The following is a 17,563-nucleotide window of genomic DNA, read 5'->3' on the forward strand; positions in this document are numbered from 1 at the left end:
TACCATAATACATTATTTCCGCAAATGACTTCTCTTCGCGGCTAACGCTAACCAATGTGGGAGCGGGCTTGCTCGCGAAGACGGAGTGTCAGTCAACACCTATGTCGCCTGGAAGTTCGCTTTCGCGAGCAAGCCCGCTCCCACAGGGGTACGCGGTGATTTCAGAGGGATCAGGCCAGAACGGGCAGGGCACCCATCTTGCCGTGGCAATACACCAGTGGCCCGCTGGTCTGGCGGGGCACGATCAGGTTTTTCACGGCGCCAACCATGATGGCGTGGTCGCCGCCTTCGTATTCGCGCCACAGTTCACATTCGATGACCGCCGTGGCGTTGGCCAGAATCGGGTTGCCCAACTCGCTGAGCGTCCACTCGATCCCCTGGGCCTTGTCCTTGCCTTTGCGTGCGAAGGCATAGGCTTCGGTTTGCTGGCCGCCGGACAGCACGTGGATGGCAAAGCGTTTGTTCTTGATCAACACCGGGTAGGAATCGGAGCTGTAGTTGGGACAGAACAGTACCAGGGCCGGGTCCATCGACAGCGAGCTGAAGGCGCTGGCGGTCAGGCCGACGATCTGCCCGTCGTCATCCAGGGTGGTGATCACGGTCACTCCAGACGGGAACGAACCCATGACTTGTTTGTAGATGGCGGCATCGATCATTGGACGGTCCTCGGGTGGTGTGACGCGTTTTTATAGGTTTGTAGGTCTGATGGTATACCGTAATACATCGAATGCAAGGTCTTTTTAGGTGAACCGATAAACGTACGGCTCTCGTCGGAAAGTCAATGAATACGGGGCTTTAAGCTAGCAAGCGCCGGTGTGAATCGGGCAGGATGCCGGTTCAGATGCTTGTTCAAAGACCGGATCAGTATTGTTTAAAGTTTGGAATACCATAATATGGTCCGCATCTGAGGGGCGGCCAGAGAGTCCCCCCGGTTTGGCTTCATACAAAGATAAGAACAGACAAACTCGAGTTCATGCACATGTCCCAGATGTCCCGGCAAGATCCGTTGATCGAGAACCACACGGTCGACTACGTTCCACTCGCAGAGCGCCACGGGAAGGCCCGCGATCTTTTCACCCTGTGGTTCAGCACCAACATCGCGCCACTGCCCATCGTCACCGGCGCCATGGTGGTCCAGGTGTTCCACCTCAATCTGTTCTGGGGCCTGCTGGCGATTGCGCTCGGGCACATGGTCGGCGGCGTGGTGATTGCCCTCGCGTCGGCCCAGGGGCCGTGCATGGGCATTCCGCAGATGGTGCAGAGCCGTGGCCAGTTCGGCCGCTATGGCGCGCTGCTGATCGTGTTCTTCGCGGCGTTGATCTACATCGGCTTCTTCATCTCCAACATCGTGCTGGCGGGTAAATCGATTGTCGGCATTGCGCCATCGGTCCCGGTGCCGGCCAGCATCCTCATCGGTGCCCTTAGCGCTACCGCCATTGGGGTGATCGGCTACCGCTTCATCCATACCCTCAACCGTATCGGTACCTGGGTGATGGGCGGCGCGTTGCTTGCCGGTTTCCTCTACATTTTCGCCCATGACCTGCCGGCAGACTTCTTCACCCGCGGTGCGTTCAACCTGTCCGGCTGGCTGGCCACGGTGTCGCTGGGGATCATCTGGCAGATCAGCTTCTCGCCTTACGTGTCGGACTACTCGCGCTACCTGCCGGCGGACATCGGCATCACCCGGCCGTTCTTCGCCACCTACCTGGGGGCAACACTGGGCACGATCCTGTCGTTCACCTTCGGTGCCGTGGCGGTACTGGCAACCCCGGAAGGTACCGAGGCGATGGCGGCGGTCAAGCAGTCCACCGGTTGGCTGGGGCCGATCCTCATGGTGTTGTTCCTGCTCAATATCATCAGCCACAACGCCTTGAATCTGTATGGCGCGGTGCTGTCGATCATCACTTCGATCCAGACCTTCGCCAGCCAGTGGACGCCGAGCATCAAGGTGCGCGTGCTGTTGTCGAGCATCGTGCTGGCGGGCTGCTGCGTGGTGGCGCTGGGCGCTTCGACGAATTTCATTTCGCAGTTCATCGGCCTGATCCTGGCGCTGCTGCTGGTGCTGGTGCCGTGGGCCTCGATCAACCTGATCGACTTCTACCTGATCAAGCGTCGCCGCTATGACATCGCCTCGATCTTCCGCGCTGACGGCGGCATCTACGGGCGCTTCAACTGGCACGCGATCATTGCCTACTTCATCGGCATCATCGTGCAGCTGCCATTCGCCAATACTTCACTGTACGTCGGGCCGTACGCCAATCTGGTAGACGGCGCGGACCTGTCGTGGCTGGTCGGGCTGGTGGTGACATGCCCGTTGTATTACTGCCTCGCCACGCGCAACCAGGCGCAGCAAAGCCATGCGGTGAAGTTCGGCTACGTCGATTGACCCCTGTAGGAGCGAGCCTGCTCGCGATGGACGTCAACGATAACGCGTGTAAGCAGGATAAACGCGGCGCACTTGAATCCATCGCCGGCAAGCCGGCTCCTACAGGATTTGTAGGTCACGCGGTCCCTTGTAGGAGCTGGCTTGCCAGCGATGGTCGTTAACGAAAACGCGTGAAAGCAGGATAAACGCGGCGCACTTGAATCCATCGCCGGCAAGCCGGCTCCTACAGGATTTGTAGGTCACGCGGTCCCTTGTAGGAGCTGGCTTGCCAGCGATGGACGTCAACGATAACGCGTGTAAGCAGGATAAACGCGGCGCACTTGAATCCATCGCCGGCAAGCCTCCTACAGGATTTGTAGGTCACGCGGTCCCTTGTAGGAGCTGGCTTGCCAGCGATGGTCGTTAACGATAACGCGTGAAAGCAGGATAAACGCGGCGCACTTGAATCCATCGCCGGCAAGCCGGCTCCTACAGGATTTGTAGGTCACGCGGTCCCTTGTAGGAGCTGGCTTGCCAGCGATGGACGTCAACGATAACGCGTGTAAGCAGGGTAAACGCGGCGCACTTGGATCCATCGCCAGCAAGCCGGCTCCTACAGGATTTGTAGGTCACGCGGTCCCTTGTAGGAGCTGGCTTGCCAGCGATGGTCGTTAACGATAACGCGTGTAAGCAGGATAAACGCGGCGCACTTGAATCCATCGCCAGCAAGCCGGCTCCTACAGGATTTGTAGGTCACGCGGTCCCTTGTAGGAGCTGGCTTGCCAGCGATGGACGTCAACGATAACGCGTGTAAGCAGGATAAACGCGGCGCACTTGAATCCATCGCCGGCAAGCCGGCTCCTACAGGTATTGCGTGTTACCCGGGATTGCAGTTCAAGCATCCTTGAACACATTCAGGCCGCGTTGCACCGCCGGCCTGGCTTCGACGCAGTCGAACCAGCGCGAGAGCTGTGGAAGCAGCTTCCACTCCAGCCGGTCACGGAACGCCCTTGCGATGGTGAACGCGGAGATGTCGGCCATGGTGAACTGCGCCCCGGCCATGAATTCGCCCGTCAAAAAACTTTCCGCATAGGTCAATTGCTCGATCACCCGCAGATCGATGATCGCCGCGGCCTTGTCCTGTCTCGCCTGATGCAGAAAAAAGGCGGCATGGCTGGGAGCGATGACGTCGGTCACAAAAAAGAAATAGCGGTCAATCACCCGGGTGCGCTCAGGCCCGGGCTGCGCCGGTGCCAGCTTTCCGGGCGCGATGGAGTCGGCGTACTGGATGATCGCGTTGGACTGGTTGATGACCAGTGCCGGCGTGGTCCCGTGATCGACCAGGGTCGGGACTTTCCCGGCTGGGTTGAGCGCCAGGTAGTCCGGCCCGCGATGCTCCTGCGCATACAGGTCGAGCCTGCGTGCGGTGTAGGCGATGCCGGCTTCTTCCAGGGCGATCGCGGCCCGCAGGCTGTTGCCGGTATTGGCGCCGAACAGCTCTATCCGATCGTTCATGGGTATTGCTCCTTGAGGGACTCACGGGCAGCCAGGCAACACTGCCGATGAAGTCAGTATGGTGAAAATCCGCCGCACCGATATGCAAAAACGGTGACCGTCCATATCCCTGTGCGACAAGCCTTATCCCTCCACGAAAACTACTTTCACCGCATTTGATAATAGCCTCTCGAAATGTTTTAAGAGTTTCACAAGCCATTCAGTAAACCCTTACCTCGAACTTGTGATGCGCATGTCACTCATCGGGCGCGCCTGCTTGCGCGTTCGTGTTGAGCGCAGTTGCGTGGGCGGCAATCGGGCCCTGACTGGCGATGAAACCTTCAAATAACGATAAGAAACACCCAGGAGCACCGTATGTTCAAACGCGCCATTCCCACCGCAGTCCTGTTGGCCACCGGTTCGCTGTGTGCACAGGCCGCCGATTCCGCCGCCCATGGTTTTCTCGAAGACAGCAAGGCCAGCCTCTCGATGCGCACCTTGTACTTCAACAGCGACAATCGTGACGGCGCGGCGGACCCTTCGAAAACCGAAGAGGCGGCCCAGGGTTTCGTATTGCGCTATGAGTCGGGGTTTACCCAGGGCGCGGTGGGGTTCGGGCTCGATGCCCAGGCGTTGCTCGGCATCACGCTGGACAGCGGAGCAGGGCGCCACGTCGGTAGTGGCATGATTCCTTCTGACGGCGACGGCGCGGCGGCCGCCTGGAGCAGCTTCGGCCCTACGGCGAAGATGCGCCTTGCCAAGACTGAGTTTCGCTACGGCACCTTGCTGCCAAAGTTGCCGATCCTGCTCGCCAACGATGCCCGTGTGTTGCCGCAATCGTTTACCGGCGCGCAGGTCACCTCGAACGACATAGATGGCCTGACGTTGACCAGCGGCGTGCTTGAACACGCGGTAGGGCGCGCCTCGACGGATCGCACAGGACTCTCGGTCGCCGGCAGCACCCAGGACAGCAACAAGTTCTACTACGCTGGCGCCGACTACAACCTCACCAAAACGCTCAAGACCCAGTATTACTTCGCGCAACTGGAAGACTTCTACAACCAGAACTTCCTCGGACTGACGCACATCCTGCCCATCGACAGCGCCAGCTCGTTGACCACCGACCTGCGCTATTTCCGCACCACCTCCAGCGGTGCCAACAGCTCGGCCTCCGGGCGCGCGCAAGGCTATCGGGTATCGGGCTACACCGACGACAACGACGGTGAAATCGACAACAGCACCTGGTCTGCGATGGTCACCTACACCCATGGAGGGCACGCGGTCACGCTGGGGCATCAACAGGTGGGCGATGGCAGCAACTTCGTCCAGCCCAACCAGGGCAGCCTGGTGGACAAGGGGGCGGGCGGCGGCAGTGTCTACCTGCCCACCGACAAGATGATCCAGAACTTTGCCCGGGCCGGCGAGCAGACGAACTTCGGGCAATACACCTACGACTTCGCGCCCCTGGGCGTGCCGGGCCTGAAAGCCTCGATCGTGTATCTGAAGGGCACGGACATCAAGGCGCAGAACGCCAGCGACCAGTCCGAGTGGGAGCGCGACATGACGCTGGACTACGTGCTGCAATCAGGGACGTTCAAGGGGGTGGGTTTCTCCTTGCGTAATGCCACGTCCAATACCGATGCGGGCCGCAATGTGGATCAGACCCGGTTCATCATCAACTACACCTTGTCGTTGCTGTAGGCGAGCAAAGCGATAGAACAGAGCGTTGATTGTGGCGAGGGAGCTTGCTCCCGTTGGGTCGCGCAGCGGCCCCCAGCATTCGGTCGGGTATACCGCGTCGGTAGAATTTGCGACTGCTGCGCAGCCGAGCGGGAGCAAGCTCCCTCGCCACAGGGAGCCGGCTCATTCAGGTATCCGGATTGTCTACTTCTCGCTCAGGCGTGCAGGTTCGCTGCTTGCATTCACCCCCTTGTCCCACAGCGCAACCAACCCGCCAAACGTCCCGACATAGGCCGTGCCATCCGGCGCCAATGTGATCGGCGACCAGTTGTTGTCGAATGCCTGGCCGACCCCGCTCAACGCCTTGAACCGGGTCTGGCCGCTGGCGAAATCCAGCGCCATCAGGTACCAGGCGTTCTCGCCGTCGGCCTGCGGCTCGAAGGTGTAGAAGTACAGCAGACCGTTGCCTACCGAGAGTTTCGGCACCACCGAAGGCGAGCGTTCTTTCGATTCCCAGACCCGGTCGCAGCCCGACTCGTCGGCACGGATGTCGATGCGGCTGATACCACCGTGCACGGCCTGCCAGTCCTTCTGCGCGAAGGCGCTGGTGTAGCCGGCGTTGTTCTCGAGGATGATCGAGCGACCCCAGCCGATGGCCGAGTTGTCGGTGGCCGAGGCGTTGTTGTCGAACACGGGCAATTTGCAGATCAGGCGATTGCCGGCGTAGTCCTGCTCGCGACGGTAGACCAGCAGGTTGATGCGCCCGTCGCTGTTGTCGGTGATGGTGACGTAGCGCTCGCCGAGCAGGGTCGGTGTGGTGCCGCTGCCCTGGTTGATCGCACCGACCTTGCGCCCGGTGCCACGGTCGTAGACTTCGCGCCAGCCTTGCACGGGCTTGCCGTCGGCATCGGCGGCGAAGCGGTACATGGCGTGATCGGACACCAGATAGACGCCGTCGGCCGCCACCGACATGCCGTTCTGGATTTCTTCGTTGGCCAGTTGGGTGCCCTGGACCTTGCCAGTGTCGGGGTTCAGTGTGCCGATGCGGCCACGCCGGGTGATCCACCAGATCAAGCCCTGGTGATCGGGCATGACCCCGGTGATGGGGTCGCATTCGCCCTTGGGAAACCACGAGGTCGGGCGCACGCAATCGTGCGGGACCTTGTCGCTCAGGTCCCAGTCATCAACCTTTTCGAACGACCACGCACCGGCAGCGTCCTGACGATGCACCACGCGCTGGATGTGCTGCTCGGCGTCGGCGATGACCACGCGATTCTGTTCATCGATATAGAAATAGGCGCCGGAGGTGTCTGCCATGATCTTGTCCGGGTCCAGGGTAATCAACGCGTGGAAGGTCGACGGTCGCGGCGGCAGCGGGTAGCGGGCCAACAGCTTGAGGGTACGCGGTTCGAGCAGTTGCAGTTCGAATTGCATCAGGTTGGCGCACAACACCACCAGGCGCCCCTGCTGATCGAAGGTGTGAATCGGGCACATGCCGCCGGGCTTGCGACTGCCATCACGGCTGCTCGTTTGCATGTCCCGGCCTAACGGGCCTGGGCCGGGGTGCGTGTCGGAGCTATAGCCATCGGAATGCATATAGCTGCTGCCGTTGCTGGCCATGAAGGGGTTGGCGGGCACGGCGCCGCTCAACGGTTGCGCCACGGCGGCACTGCCGATCTGGGACGTGGCATTGCCGGTGCTGGTCAGCGGTTGCGGGTCATAGGGTTCGGAACAGGCACTGAGCAGGCCGAGCAGAGGCAGGGCAAGCAGAAGTGGAGCACGCATCGAAGCCTCGCGATCTTGTTATTGGTGTGAAGCGTAATAAGCAGCAAACGGGGTGCGCAGGCATCGGCAGTTTGGACTAACTGTCGATTCATTGCCGATCAAAGCGGACAGTTATATTGGCCTTTTCGATCCCCTTTTGGCCTGACCCACGCTGTGAACCGGCCACGCCGTCAGCAAGAATCAGAGCACTCACGGCATACTTGGGGAAATGATCCATGCACACGATCAAACTGGGCGTCACCGCCTGCGGGCTGTCGCTGCTGGCCAGCGCGGTGCACGCCGAACAACAGGAATTGCGGGTGTACAACTGGGCGGACTACATCCTGCCGTCCGTCCCCAAGGATTTTGCCAGGGACACCGGGATCAAGGTGACCTGGGACACCTTCGACACCAACGAGTCCCTGGAAGCCAAGCTGCTCACCGGCAACTCGGGCTACGACCTGGTGGTGCCCTCGAACCAGTTCATCGAAACCCAGATCAAGGCGGGGGTGTTCCAGAAACTCGACAAGTCCAAGTTGCCGAACTGGTCGCACCAGGACCCGGCGTTGCTCAAGCTGCTGGACAAGAACGACCCGGGCAACCAGTACGGCGTGCCCTACATGTACGGCACCGTGCTGATCGGCTTCAACCCGGCCAAGGTCAAGGCGGCGCTGGGCGAAAATGCGCCGGTGGACAGTTGGGACCTGGTGTTCAAGCCCGAGAACATGGAAAAGCTCAAGGCCTGTGGCGTCGCCATGCTCGACTCGCCGTCGGAGATCCTGCCGCTGGCCCTGCATTACCTGGGGCTGGACCCGAACAGCCAGAACCCCGATGACTACGAAAAAGCCAAGGCGCTGATGCTCAAGGTTCGCCCTTACGTCACCTACTTCAACTCCGCCAAGTACATGACCGACATCGCCAACGGCGATATCTGCGTGGCCATCGGTTACTCCGGCAGCTTCTATCAATTCGGCAACCGCGCCAAAGAGGCGGGCAATGGTGTGGTCGTCGACTGGCGCCTGCCGAAAGAGGGCGCGCCGATCTGGTTCGACACCTTCGCCATCCCGAAAAGCGCGAAGAACGTCACCGAGGCCCACGAATTCCTCAACAACCTGCTGGACCCGAAAGTCATCGCACCGATCAGCGACTTCCTCGGCTACCCCAATGCCAACAAAGACTCGCTGACGCTGATCAACAAGGACATCACCGGCAACCCGAACCTGACCCCGACCAGCGAAGCGCTGGCGACGCTGTATGTGGTGCAGCCATTGCCGCAAAAGCTCGAGCGGGTGCGCACGCGGGTCTGGACCAGCATCAAGTCCGATCAGTAACCCCTATCCCTGTAGGAGCGAGCCTCTGTGGCGAGGGGGCTTGCCCCCGTTCGACTGCGAAGCAGTCGTAAAATCTGCCAATGCGTTTTTCCAGACAGGCCCCATTGTTTGGTTTTGGGGCCGCTCCGCGACCCAACGGGGGCAAGCCCCCTCGCCACATAGGCTCGTTCCCACAGGTTGTACGGTGCAGGGCTCAGCGAAAAAACTCCCCCGGTGTTTCGCCGAACTGCTGGCGGAAGGCGGCGATAAACGCCGATGTCGAGTCGTAGCCACAGGCCAACGCAACGTCGGTCACGCGCTCGCCCTGTTCCAGTGGCGTCAGGGCGCCGAGCAGGCGCAAACGCTGGCGCCAGGCGCGAAACGTCAGGCCGGTGTCGCGCAGGAACAGGCGACTGAGGGTTTTCTCGGTGACGCCGAATCTGTCGCTCCAGTGGCTCAGCGTGGTTTGTTGCTCCGGATGCGCCTCCAGGCTTTGCGCGATTTGCCGCAACCGGCTGTCCTGGGGCAGGGGCAGCATCAGGTCGATCTGCGGCGCCTCAGCCAACTGATCCAGAATCACCTGGGCCAACCGACCGTGCGGCCCGTCCTGATCGTATTCCACCGGAACCTGGCTGAAGGCACGGATCAACTCGCGCAACAGATCGCTGACCCCCAACACATGACAGCCCGGTGGCGTCCACATCGAGACGCTGCAATCGATGTACAGGCTGCGCATTTCCGTGCGCGGTGAACTGAACACCCGGTGCGGCATGCCCGCCGGAATCCACACCGCACGCTCCGGCGGAGCGACGAAACGCCCGACGCCGGTCTGGATTTCGAGCACGCCCTGGATCGCATAGGAAAGTTGCACCCATGGGTGGCTGTGGCGCCGGGTCAATGCGCGATTGGGCAGCGATTCGGTACGACCATAGAGTGGTCGTGGCAGGCTGGACAGCCCGGGAATACTGCGTCGAACACTCTTGTCATGTCCTTTAGGCGGCATCAGCTGGCTCATCGGCGTTAGTCGGTAATATCCAGTCACGTTAGAGTCGCTTGCACGTACTGGCAACCCCCGGATGATCAAACCCATGACTCGCCCCCGTCTGTTACCCGACAACTTCACCCTGACCCTGATCGGCGTGGTGACGCTTGCCAGCCTGCTCCCCGCCAGCGGCCAGGTCGCGGTCGGTTTTGGCTGGCTGACCAACATCGCCATCGCGCTGTTGTTTTTCCTGCATGGCGCCAAACTCTCCCGCGAGTCGATCATTGCCGGTGCCGGGCACTGGCGCCTGCATCTGCTGGTGTTCAGCCTGACCTTCGTGCTGTTTCCGCTGCTCGGCCTGGCGCTCAAACCGTTGCTGTCGCCGCTGATTGGCAATGACCTGTACATGGGCATGCTCTACCTGTGCGCGCTGCCCGCCACGGTGCAGTCGGCGATTGCCTTCACTTCGCTGGCGCGGGGCAACATCCCGGCGGCGATCTGCAGTGCGGCGGCGTCCAGCCTGTTCGGGATTTTTCTCACGCCGTTGCTGGTGACCCTGCTGCTCAACGTGCACGGCGAAGGTAGTTCGACTCTCGACGCTATCCTCAAGATCAGCGTGCAGTTGCTGCTGCCGTTCATTGCCGGACAGATCGCGCGGCGCTGGATCGGCAACTGGGTGGCGCGCAACAAGAGCTGGTTGAAGTTCGTCGATCAGGGGTCGATCTTGCTGGTGGTCTACGGGGCGTTCAGCGAGGCGGTGATCGAGGGCCTGTGGCAGCAGATTCCGTTGCTGGATCTGGTTGGGCTGGTGCTGGTCTGCTGCATCGTCCTGGCGCTGGTGTTGGTGGCCGCGACCGTACTGGGCAAGGCGTTCGGCTTCAATCAGGAAGACCGCATCACCATTCTCTTCTGCGGCTCGAAGAAAAGCCTGGCGACCGGCGTGCCGATGGCGCAGGTGTTGTTTGCCGGTAGCACCATTGGCTTGCTGATCCTGCCGCTGATGTTGTTCCACCAGATTCAACTGATGGTCTGTGCGGTGCTGGCGCAGCGTTATGCCAAGCGGCCGGAATCGATTCCGGAACTGATGGCCCAGGTCGATCCTTGATGATTCGGGACTGGAGTCTGCTGTAGGAGCCAGCTTGCTGGCGATGGACTCAAACGCGCCGAGTTTATCCAGTAGACACGCGTTATCGTTAACGACCATCGCGAGCAGGCTCGCTCCTACAGCCCGATCTTTTACCGCAGCGCCGGGGTACGCGGCGGGATCATGCGTTTGCTGCCGGTCGACTCGAACGCCGACGCCAGGTGCAGCAGCTTCGAGTCGTCATAGGCGCGACCGGCAAACGTCAGGCCGACCGGCATGCCGATGTCCGGCATCACGCCCATCGGCACGGTGACCGTCGGCACGCCGAGGTGGCGGATGGCGAGGTTGCCGTTGGCGACCCACACGCCGTTGCTCCAGGCGATGTCCGCCGATTGCGGATCGACATCGGCATTCGCCGGCCCCACATCGGCGACCGTCGGGAACAGCACCGCGTCGAGGCCCAGGCGATCCATCCAGTCTTCCAGGTCGATCTTGCGGGTCTTTTCCAGTCCGCGCAGGCCGTCGGGCACTGTGCTGATCTGGTCCCACGGGGTGATGCCGCGCTCGGCCATGCGCACGTATTCGTCCATGCCGGCGGCCAGGTCGCCCTCGCGGTTAGGCAGGGTGCCCGGGTCGTGAGGGAAGATCTGCGGGCCGTCGACATCGACGAGGCGATTCAATTTCGGGTCGCCGTTGGCCTGCAGGAAATCATCGAACGCCCAAGCGGTCAGGTCCCACAGTTCATGGTGTAGAAATTCCTTGGAGACGATGCCGCGATTGAACACGGTCGGCGCGCCAGGACGATCGCCTTCGCAGTTGGAGACCAGCGGGAAATCCACGTCGAGCACTTCGGCGCCCGCGGCTTCGAGGGCCCTGCGCGCCTGTTCCCAGAGGCCGATCACCGAAGGGCGGGTGTTGATGCGCTGGCCGGTCGGCCCGCCGATGCCCGGTGCTTCGGACGTTCCGGCTTCAGGGTCGGCGTTGATGTACATGCGCGGAATGCCGAATTTCTTGCCCTTGAGCGCTTCGCTGTTCGCGGCCAGCGCGGCATAGGATTGCGGGCGTATCTCGGACGATTTCGGAATCGGCACCCAGGGCTGCAGGCGCCACAGGTCGCCACGGGTGTCCGGGTCATCGGCCACGACCACGTCGAGCACTTCGAGCAGGTCGGCCATGGTCCGGGCAAACGGCACGACCACGTCCATGGTCGGGGTCAGGGGCCAGTTGCCGCGTACCGAGATCACCCCGCGCGAGGGCGTGTAGGCGCACAAACCGTTGTTCGAGGCCGGGCCGCGGCCGCTCGACCAGGTTTCTTCCGCCAGGCCGAAGGCCGAGAAACTGGCCGCGGTCGCCGTGCCGGCACCGTTCGACGAACCGGAAGCGAAAGGCGCGGTGAGGTAGTCAGCGTTGTACGGGCTTTCGGCGCGGCCGTAGACGCCACGCTGCATCCCGCCATTGGCCATCGGCGGCATGTTGGTCTTGCCCAGGCAGATCGCCCCGCCAGCGCGCAGGCGTTCGACGGTGAATGCATCGCGATAGGCGACCAGGTCCTTGAAGGCCGGGCTGCCGGAAGCGGCGGTGAGACCCTTGACCAGATAGCTGTCCTTGGCGGTGTACGGGATGCCGTCCAACGGCCCCAGCACCTGGCCCTTGGCGCGACGGGCGTCGGAGGCCTGCGCCTCGGCGAGCGCCTCGGGGTTGCGCACCACGACCGCGTTCAGCGCCGTTGGCGTTTGCGGGCCGTCATACGCGTCGATCCGCGCGAGATAAGCCTGGACCAGCTCGACCGAGGTGGTCTGGCCGGATTCGAGCGCGGCGCGCAGCTCGGCGATGGAGACTTCGGTAACTTCGATCATGCTGCCACCGCCGCTTGCAGGTGGAGGGTCCCAAACACTTCACTTTTCTCGAAATGGACTTTCATATCGTTATTCTCGTTGCACTGTGTGGCACGACAGGGGTCGGGTGTTAAAAATACTGAGCACTATTTAGCATTAAACCGGGGTTTTAGGAATCCGTTGTCCAATTTATCTTACAGACGACAGAAAAAAGGTTCTCCACTCATTCCCGCGAAACTGTAGGAGCCGGCTTGCTGGCGATGGACTCCAGTGCGCCGCGTTTATCCGGATCATAGCGTTATCGTTAACGACCATCGCTGGCAAGCCAGCTCCTACAAGGGCCCGCGTCCGGGTCGAAATGACGTGAACGCCAAACTGTAGGAGCCGGCTTGCTGGCGATGGACTCAAGTGCACCGCGTTTATCCGGATCACAGCGTTATCGTTAACGACCATCGCTGGCAAGCCAGCTCCTACAAGGGACCGCGTCCGAGTCGAAATGACGTGAACGCCGAACCGTAGGAGCCGGCTTGCTGGCGATGGACTCGAGTGCACCGCGTTTATCCGGTTCGTACGCGTTATCGTTAACGACCATCGCTGGCAAGCCAGCTCCTACAAGGGCCCGCGTCCTGGTCGAAATGACGTGAACGCCAAACTGTAGGAGCCGGCTTGCTGGCGATGGACGCAAGGGCGCCGCGTTTATCTGGATCACAGCGTTATCGTTAACGACCATCGCTGGCAAGCCAGCTCCAAGGGCCCGCGTCCGAGTCGAAATAATGTGAACGCCAAACTGTAGGAGCCGGCTTGCTGGCGATGGACTCAAGTGCACCGCGTTTATCCGGTTCGTACGCGTTATCGTTAACGACCATCGCTGGCAAGCCAGCTCCTACAGGGGACCGCGTCCGGGTCGAAATGACGTGAACGCCAAAGCCGTGAAATTACCAGAAAAAAGGCCACCACAACCCGACGTTGTGGTGGCCCGAGGGGTGACTCATGATAGTGGCCCGCACGTGCAGGCCAATGGATCAGTGAGCGCCGGCAGCCTTGTTCAGGTCGCTTTCGGCCCATTCGGTGTAGACGCAGGCATCGGCGGTGGCCCAGCGCACTCGTACCGGGTCTCCGGCCTTGAGGGGCATGCCGGCGGCGGACAGTGCCTTGACCGTCATCGAGGTGCCGCCCGCGGTGACCACGCTGCAGGTCTGGCTTTCGCCGAGAAACAACACTTCCACGACCTGGGCCGAGACTTCGTTCCAGCCGGCGGCCAGCGGTTCGGCAAGGGCTTGTTCATTGCTCAGGGCCAGGGCTTTTTCCGGACGCACCATCAACAGCACGTCCTGATCGGTTTGCAGGCCGGCAGTGAGGCGGATCGACAGCGCCTGACCTTCGAAGGTGGCCACCGCATTACCTTGGGCCTTGAGCTTGAGGAAGTTCGAGTTGCCAAGGAACGACGCAACAAAGGCGTTCGGCGGGTTCTGGTACAGGTCATAACCGCTGCCGAGGCCAACGATCTTGCCGTGGCTGAAAATCGCGATGCGCTGGGACAGGCGCATGGCCTCTTCCTGATCGTGGGTCACGTAGACGATGGTGATGCCCAGGCGCCGATGCAGCTGGCGCAGTTCATCCTGCAAGTCTTCGCGCAGTTTCTTGTCCAGTGCACCGAGGGGTTCGTCCATCAGCAGGATGCGTGGCTCGTAGACCAGCGCCCGAGCAATGGCGACCCGTTGCTGCTGGCCACCGGACAATTGCGAAGGGCGGCGATGGGCAAATTGCTCGAGCTGCACCAGTTTGAGCATCGCATCGACCCGGCGCTCGCGCTCGGCAGTGGCGAGTTTGCGGATGGCCAGCGGGAAGGCGATGTTGTCGCGCACCGACAGATGCGGGAACAGCGAGTAACGCTGGAACACCATGCCGATGTCGCGCTTGTGCGGCGGCACGTTGACCAGCGACTGGCCGTTGACCAGGATCTCGCCGCTGCTCGGCGTTTCGAAACCGGCAAGCATCGACAGCGTGGTGCTTTTGCCCGAGCCGCTGGAGCCGAGGAAGGTGAGGAACTCACCGTCCTTGATGTCCAGCGAGATGTTGTCCACGGCGGCAAAGTCGCCGTAGTGCTTGTTCAGGTTGCGCAAGCTGACCAGGGGTTTGTCATTTTGCTGCGCGGAATCTTTGATCACTGCAGTCATGTCGTACTCCTGGCGCTCAAGCGCTGATTTCGTTGCGCCGGCGCAGGGCAGCGGCGATGACCATGACCAACACCGAGAGGCCGATCAGCAGCGTCGAAGCGACGGCGATCACGGGCGTCAAGTCCTGGCGCAGGGTGGTCCACATTTTCACGGGAAGGGTTTGCAGGGTCGGGCTGGCCATCATCACGCTCAGCACCACTTCATCCCAGGAGACGAGGAAGGCGAAGAGGGCGCCGGCCACCATCCCCGGACGGATCGCCGGGAAGGTCACCTTGAACACCGCTTGCAGGCGCGAGGCGCCGCAGATCACCGCCGCGTCCTCGATCGACTGATCGAACAGCTTCAGCGAGTTGATGATCGAGATGATGGTGAACGGCAGCGCGACGATCACGTGGCTGACCACGAAGGCGAACATGGTCCCGGTGTAGCCGAGTTTCAGGAACAGCGCGTACACCGCCACGGCGATGATCACCAGCGGCACGATCATCGGCAGGGTGAACAGGCCGTAGAGCATTTCCCGGCCGGGGAAGCGACCCCGCACCAGGGCGAACGCGGTCGGCAGGCCCAACGCGACGGCGAAGAACGTAGTCAGCACCGCGACCTTGAGGCTGGCCATCGCCGCGTTCATCCAGTCGGCGTTGGAGAAGAACTGGCCGTACCATTTCAGGGTCCAGCCCGGCGGCGGGAACACCAGCCATTGTGATGAACCGAACGACAGCAGCACGATGAACACGATCGGCAGCAGCAGGAACAGACCGATCAGCCCGGTGGTGGCATACAGGCCGAAGCGCATGCGCCGGCTCATGGCATTGGGGGTCAGGAGCATGACGGCTTACCTCGCGTTGCTGGCGCCAACCGGGGATTCCGGCTGGAGCTTCAGGTAGAAGTAGAACAACACCAGCGTGATCACGATCAGCAACGCGGCGCCGGCACTGGCCAGGCCCCAGTTGAGGAACGACTGCACCTGCTGGATGATGAACTCGGGCAGCATCATGTTCTGCGCACCGCCCAGCAGGGCCGGGGTGACGTAGTAACCGAGGGACATCACGAACACCATCAGGCCGCCGGAGAACAGCCCCGGCCGGCACAGCGGCAGGAACACCCGGAAGAAGTTGGTCCAGGGGCTGGCGCCGCAGATGGAACCGGCCTGCAGGATCATCGGGTCGATGGCCTGCATGGTCGCCTGCAACGGCAGCACGATGAACGGGATCATGATGTAGCTCATGCCGATCACCACGCCGGTGAGGTTGTGCACCATCTCCAGCGGCTGATCGATGATGCCCATGGCCATCAACGCCTTGTTGATCACCCCCGAGGCTTGCAGCAACACCAGCCAGGAGTAGGTGCGGGCGAGCAGGCTGGTCCACATCGACAACAGCACGATGCTGAGGATCCAGCGCCCCCAGCCACGGGGCACCAGGGTGATCGCCCAGGCCAGCGGGAAGCCCAGCAGCAGGCTGAACAGGGTCACCAGTCCCGCCACCGAGAAGGTGTTCAACAACACCCGGGCGTAGGCCGAGTTGGCGAACAGTTGCTCGTAGTTGCCCAGCCCCGGTACCGGTTCCAGCACGCCGCGCAGCAACAGGCCGATCAGCGGCGCGAGAAAGAACAGGCCGAGAAACAGCAGGGCCGGGACCAGGTTACTGGCGCCACGCCAACGCTGTTTCAGCGACGGCGAGGGTTGCTTTGCAACAGACAGGGCGGATGCCGCACCGGCAGCGCCAATGGCGCTCCCGGTGGCCGTTGAGGGACGAGACGCGGTTGCCGTCATTTTCATTTGACCAGCCATTCGTTCCACCGTGTCGCGATGGCCGGACCGTTCTTGGCCCAGTACGCGAAATCAAGAGTGATTTGATCCTTTGCGTAGGCGGTCGGCAGGTTAGGGGCCAGCACCGAGTCCAGGCGCTGCACGCTGTCGACGTTGACCGGGGCGTAGGCGGTCAGGTTGGAGAAATCGGCCTGGCCCTTGGCACTGCTGGCGTTGGCCAGGAACTTCATCGCCGCGTCCTTGTTCTTCGAACCCTTGGGAATGACCAGGATGTCGGCCATGACCAGGTTCTGCTTCCAGCTTACGCCGACCGGGGCGCCGTCTTCCTGCAGGGCGTGAATCCGCCCGTTCCAGAACTGGCCCATGCTCGCTTCACCGGAGGCCAGCAGCTGCTGCGACTGCGCGCCGCCGCCCCACCAGACTATGTCCTTCTTGATGGTGTCGAGTTTCTTGAACGCACGGTCCAGGTCCAACGGGTAGAGCTTGTCGGCAGGCACGCCATCGGCCAGCAAGGCCAGTTCAAGGACGCCAGGGCTTGGCCATTTGTAGAGGGCGCGTTTGCCGGGGTAGGTCTTGGTGTCGAACAGCGCGGACCAGTCCTGAGGCTTGCTGGCGCCGAGCTTGCTTTCGTTGTAGCCGAGGACGAAGGAGAAGAAGAACGAGCCGACGCCGTGATCGCTGACAAAGCGCGGGTCGATCTTGTCGCGGTCAATGACTTTGAAATCGAGGGGTTCGAGCAAGCCTTCGGAGGCGGCGCGCAGGGCGAAGTCGGCTTCGACGTCGACCACGTCCCACTGCACGTTGCCGCTCTCGACCATGGCCTTGAGCTTGCCGTAGTCGGTCGGGCCATCCTGCACAACAGTGATGCCGCTGGCCTTGCTGAACGGGTCGGCCCAGGCCTGCTTCTGCGCATCCTGGGTGCTGCCGCCCCAACTCACGAAGTTGACGCTTTCAGCCGCCAGCAATGCCTGGCTGGTCACACTCAGCAGTCCCGCAAAAAGAACCGCGGTCGCACGTTTGTTCAACACCATTTTCACGCCCTCATTGTTGTGTTTATGAGCGGGGCTTTCGAGTGCCCGCCTATCGGGAGCAGTAGGTCCATCG

General features: G+C 61.7%; 13 protein-coding genes. 4 read left to right on the plus strand and 9 right to left on the minus strand.

The window, feature by feature from the left end; genetic code table 11:
- Positions 1-170: 170 nt before the first annotated feature.
- The gene (locus QMK54_RS12355; protein WP_110660754.1) at positions 171-656 is read right to left on the minus strand and encodes a flavin reductase family protein; all 486 of its coding nucleotides are present in this window, start codon (positions 654-656) and stop codon (positions 171-173) included.
- A 323-nt stretch (positions 657-979) separates the two neighbouring features.
- Here QMK54_RS12355 and QMK54_RS12360 point away from each other — a divergent pair, with 323 nt between their 5' ends.
- A complete protein-coding gene (locus QMK54_RS12360; protein ID WP_110660755.1) occupies positions 980-2,386 on the plus strand; it encodes a purine-cytosine permease family protein in 1,407 nt (468 codons plus the stop codon).
- 873 nt (positions 2,387-3,259) lie between these two features.
- Here QMK54_RS12360 and QMK54_RS12365 read toward each other — a convergent pair.
- The gene (locus QMK54_RS12365) at positions 3,260-3,880 is read right to left on the minus strand and encodes a glutathione S-transferase family protein (protein ID WP_320402590.1); all 621 of its coding nucleotides are present in this window, start codon (positions 3,878-3,880) and stop codon (positions 3,260-3,262) included.
- Positions 3,881-4,234: 354 nt separating this feature from the next.
- On the opposite strand from QMK54_RS12365, the gene QMK54_RS12370 reads away from it, so the two are divergent.
- Positions 4,235-5,560 carry an OprD family porin gene (locus QMK54_RS12370; protein ID WP_110660757.1) on the plus strand — a complete coding sequence of 442 codons (1,326 nt, stop codon included), beginning with the start codon at positions 4,235-4,237 and terminating at the stop codon, positions 5,558-5,560.
- Between the two features lie 183 nt (positions 5,561-5,743).
- On the opposite strand, the gene QMK54_RS12375 is transcribed toward QMK54_RS12370, so the two are convergent.
- Positions 5,744-7,324: a hypothetical protein gene (locus tag QMK54_RS12375; RefSeq protein WP_320402591.1), complete on the minus strand. Its 1,581-nt coding sequence runs from the start codon at positions 7,322-7,324 to the stop codon at positions 5,744-5,746.
- Positions 7,325-7,539: 215 nt separating this feature from the next.
- Between QMK54_RS12375 and QMK54_RS12380 the strand changes: the two genes are divergently transcribed.
- Positions 7,540-8,634, plus strand: coding sequence for a polyamine ABC transporter substrate-binding protein (locus QMK54_RS12380; RefSeq protein ID WP_110662962.1), 1,095 nt, complete (start codon positions 7,540-7,542; stop codon positions 8,632-8,634).
- 193 nt (positions 8,635-8,827) lie between these two features.
- Here QMK54_RS12380 and QMK54_RS12385 read toward each other — a convergent pair whose 3' ends face one another.
- Positions 8,828-9,616 carry a helix-turn-helix transcriptional regulator gene (locus QMK54_RS12385; RefSeq protein ID WP_320402592.1) on the minus strand — a complete coding sequence of 263 codons (789 nt, stop codon included), beginning with the start codon at positions 9,614-9,616 and terminating at the stop codon, positions 8,828-8,830.
- 85 nt (positions 9,617-9,701) lie between these two features.
- Between QMK54_RS12385 and QMK54_RS12390 the strand changes: the two genes are divergently transcribed.
- Positions 9,702-10,700, plus strand: a complete 999-nt coding sequence (locus tag QMK54_RS12390) for a bile acid:sodium symporter family protein (RefSeq protein ID WP_223596132.1) — start codon at positions 9,702-9,704, stop codon at positions 10,698-10,700.
- 131 nt (positions 10,701-10,831) lie between these two features.
- Here the strand turns inward: QMK54_RS12390 and QMK54_RS12395 are convergent, their stop codons facing one another.
- From QMK54_RS12395 to QMK54_RS12415, 5 genes are all read right to left on the minus strand, one after another.
- Complete coding sequence (locus tag QMK54_RS12395) at positions 10,832-12,535, minus strand: amidase (protein ID WP_320402593.1); 1,704 nt, start codon at positions 12,533-12,535, stop codon at positions 10,832-10,834.
- Between the two features lie 1,001 nt (positions 12,536-13,536).
- Complete coding sequence (locus QMK54_RS12400) at positions 13,537-14,691, minus strand: ABC transporter ATP-binding protein (protein WP_320402594.1); 1,155 nt, start codon at positions 14,689-14,691, stop codon at positions 13,537-13,539.
- A 16-nt stretch (positions 14,692-14,707) separates the two neighbouring features.
- The gene (locus QMK54_RS12405) at positions 14,708-15,517 is read right to left on the minus strand and encodes an ABC transporter permease (protein ID WP_007976227.1); all 810 of its coding nucleotides are present in this window, start codon (positions 15,515-15,517) and stop codon (positions 14,708-14,710) included.
- A 6-nt stretch (positions 15,518-15,523) separates the two neighbouring features.
- Positions 15,524-16,468, minus strand: coding sequence for an ABC transporter permease (locus tag QMK54_RS12410; protein ID WP_181432110.1), 945 nt, complete (start codon positions 16,466-16,468; stop codon positions 15,524-15,526).
- Positions 16,465-17,490 carry an ABC transporter substrate-binding protein gene (locus tag QMK54_RS12415; RefSeq protein WP_320402595.1) on the minus strand — a complete coding sequence of 342 codons (1,026 nt, stop codon included), beginning with the start codon at positions 17,488-17,490 and terminating at the stop codon, positions 16,465-16,467. Before QMK54_RS12415 ends, QMK54_RS12410 begins: the two co-directional genes overlap by 4 nt.
- Positions 17,491-17,563 lie beyond the last annotated feature (73 nt).

The organism is Pseudomonas sp. P5_109, assembly GCF_034009455.1.
Classification (GTDB): domain Bacteria; phylum Pseudomonadota; class Gammaproteobacteria; order Pseudomonadales; family Pseudomonadaceae; genus Aquipseudomonas.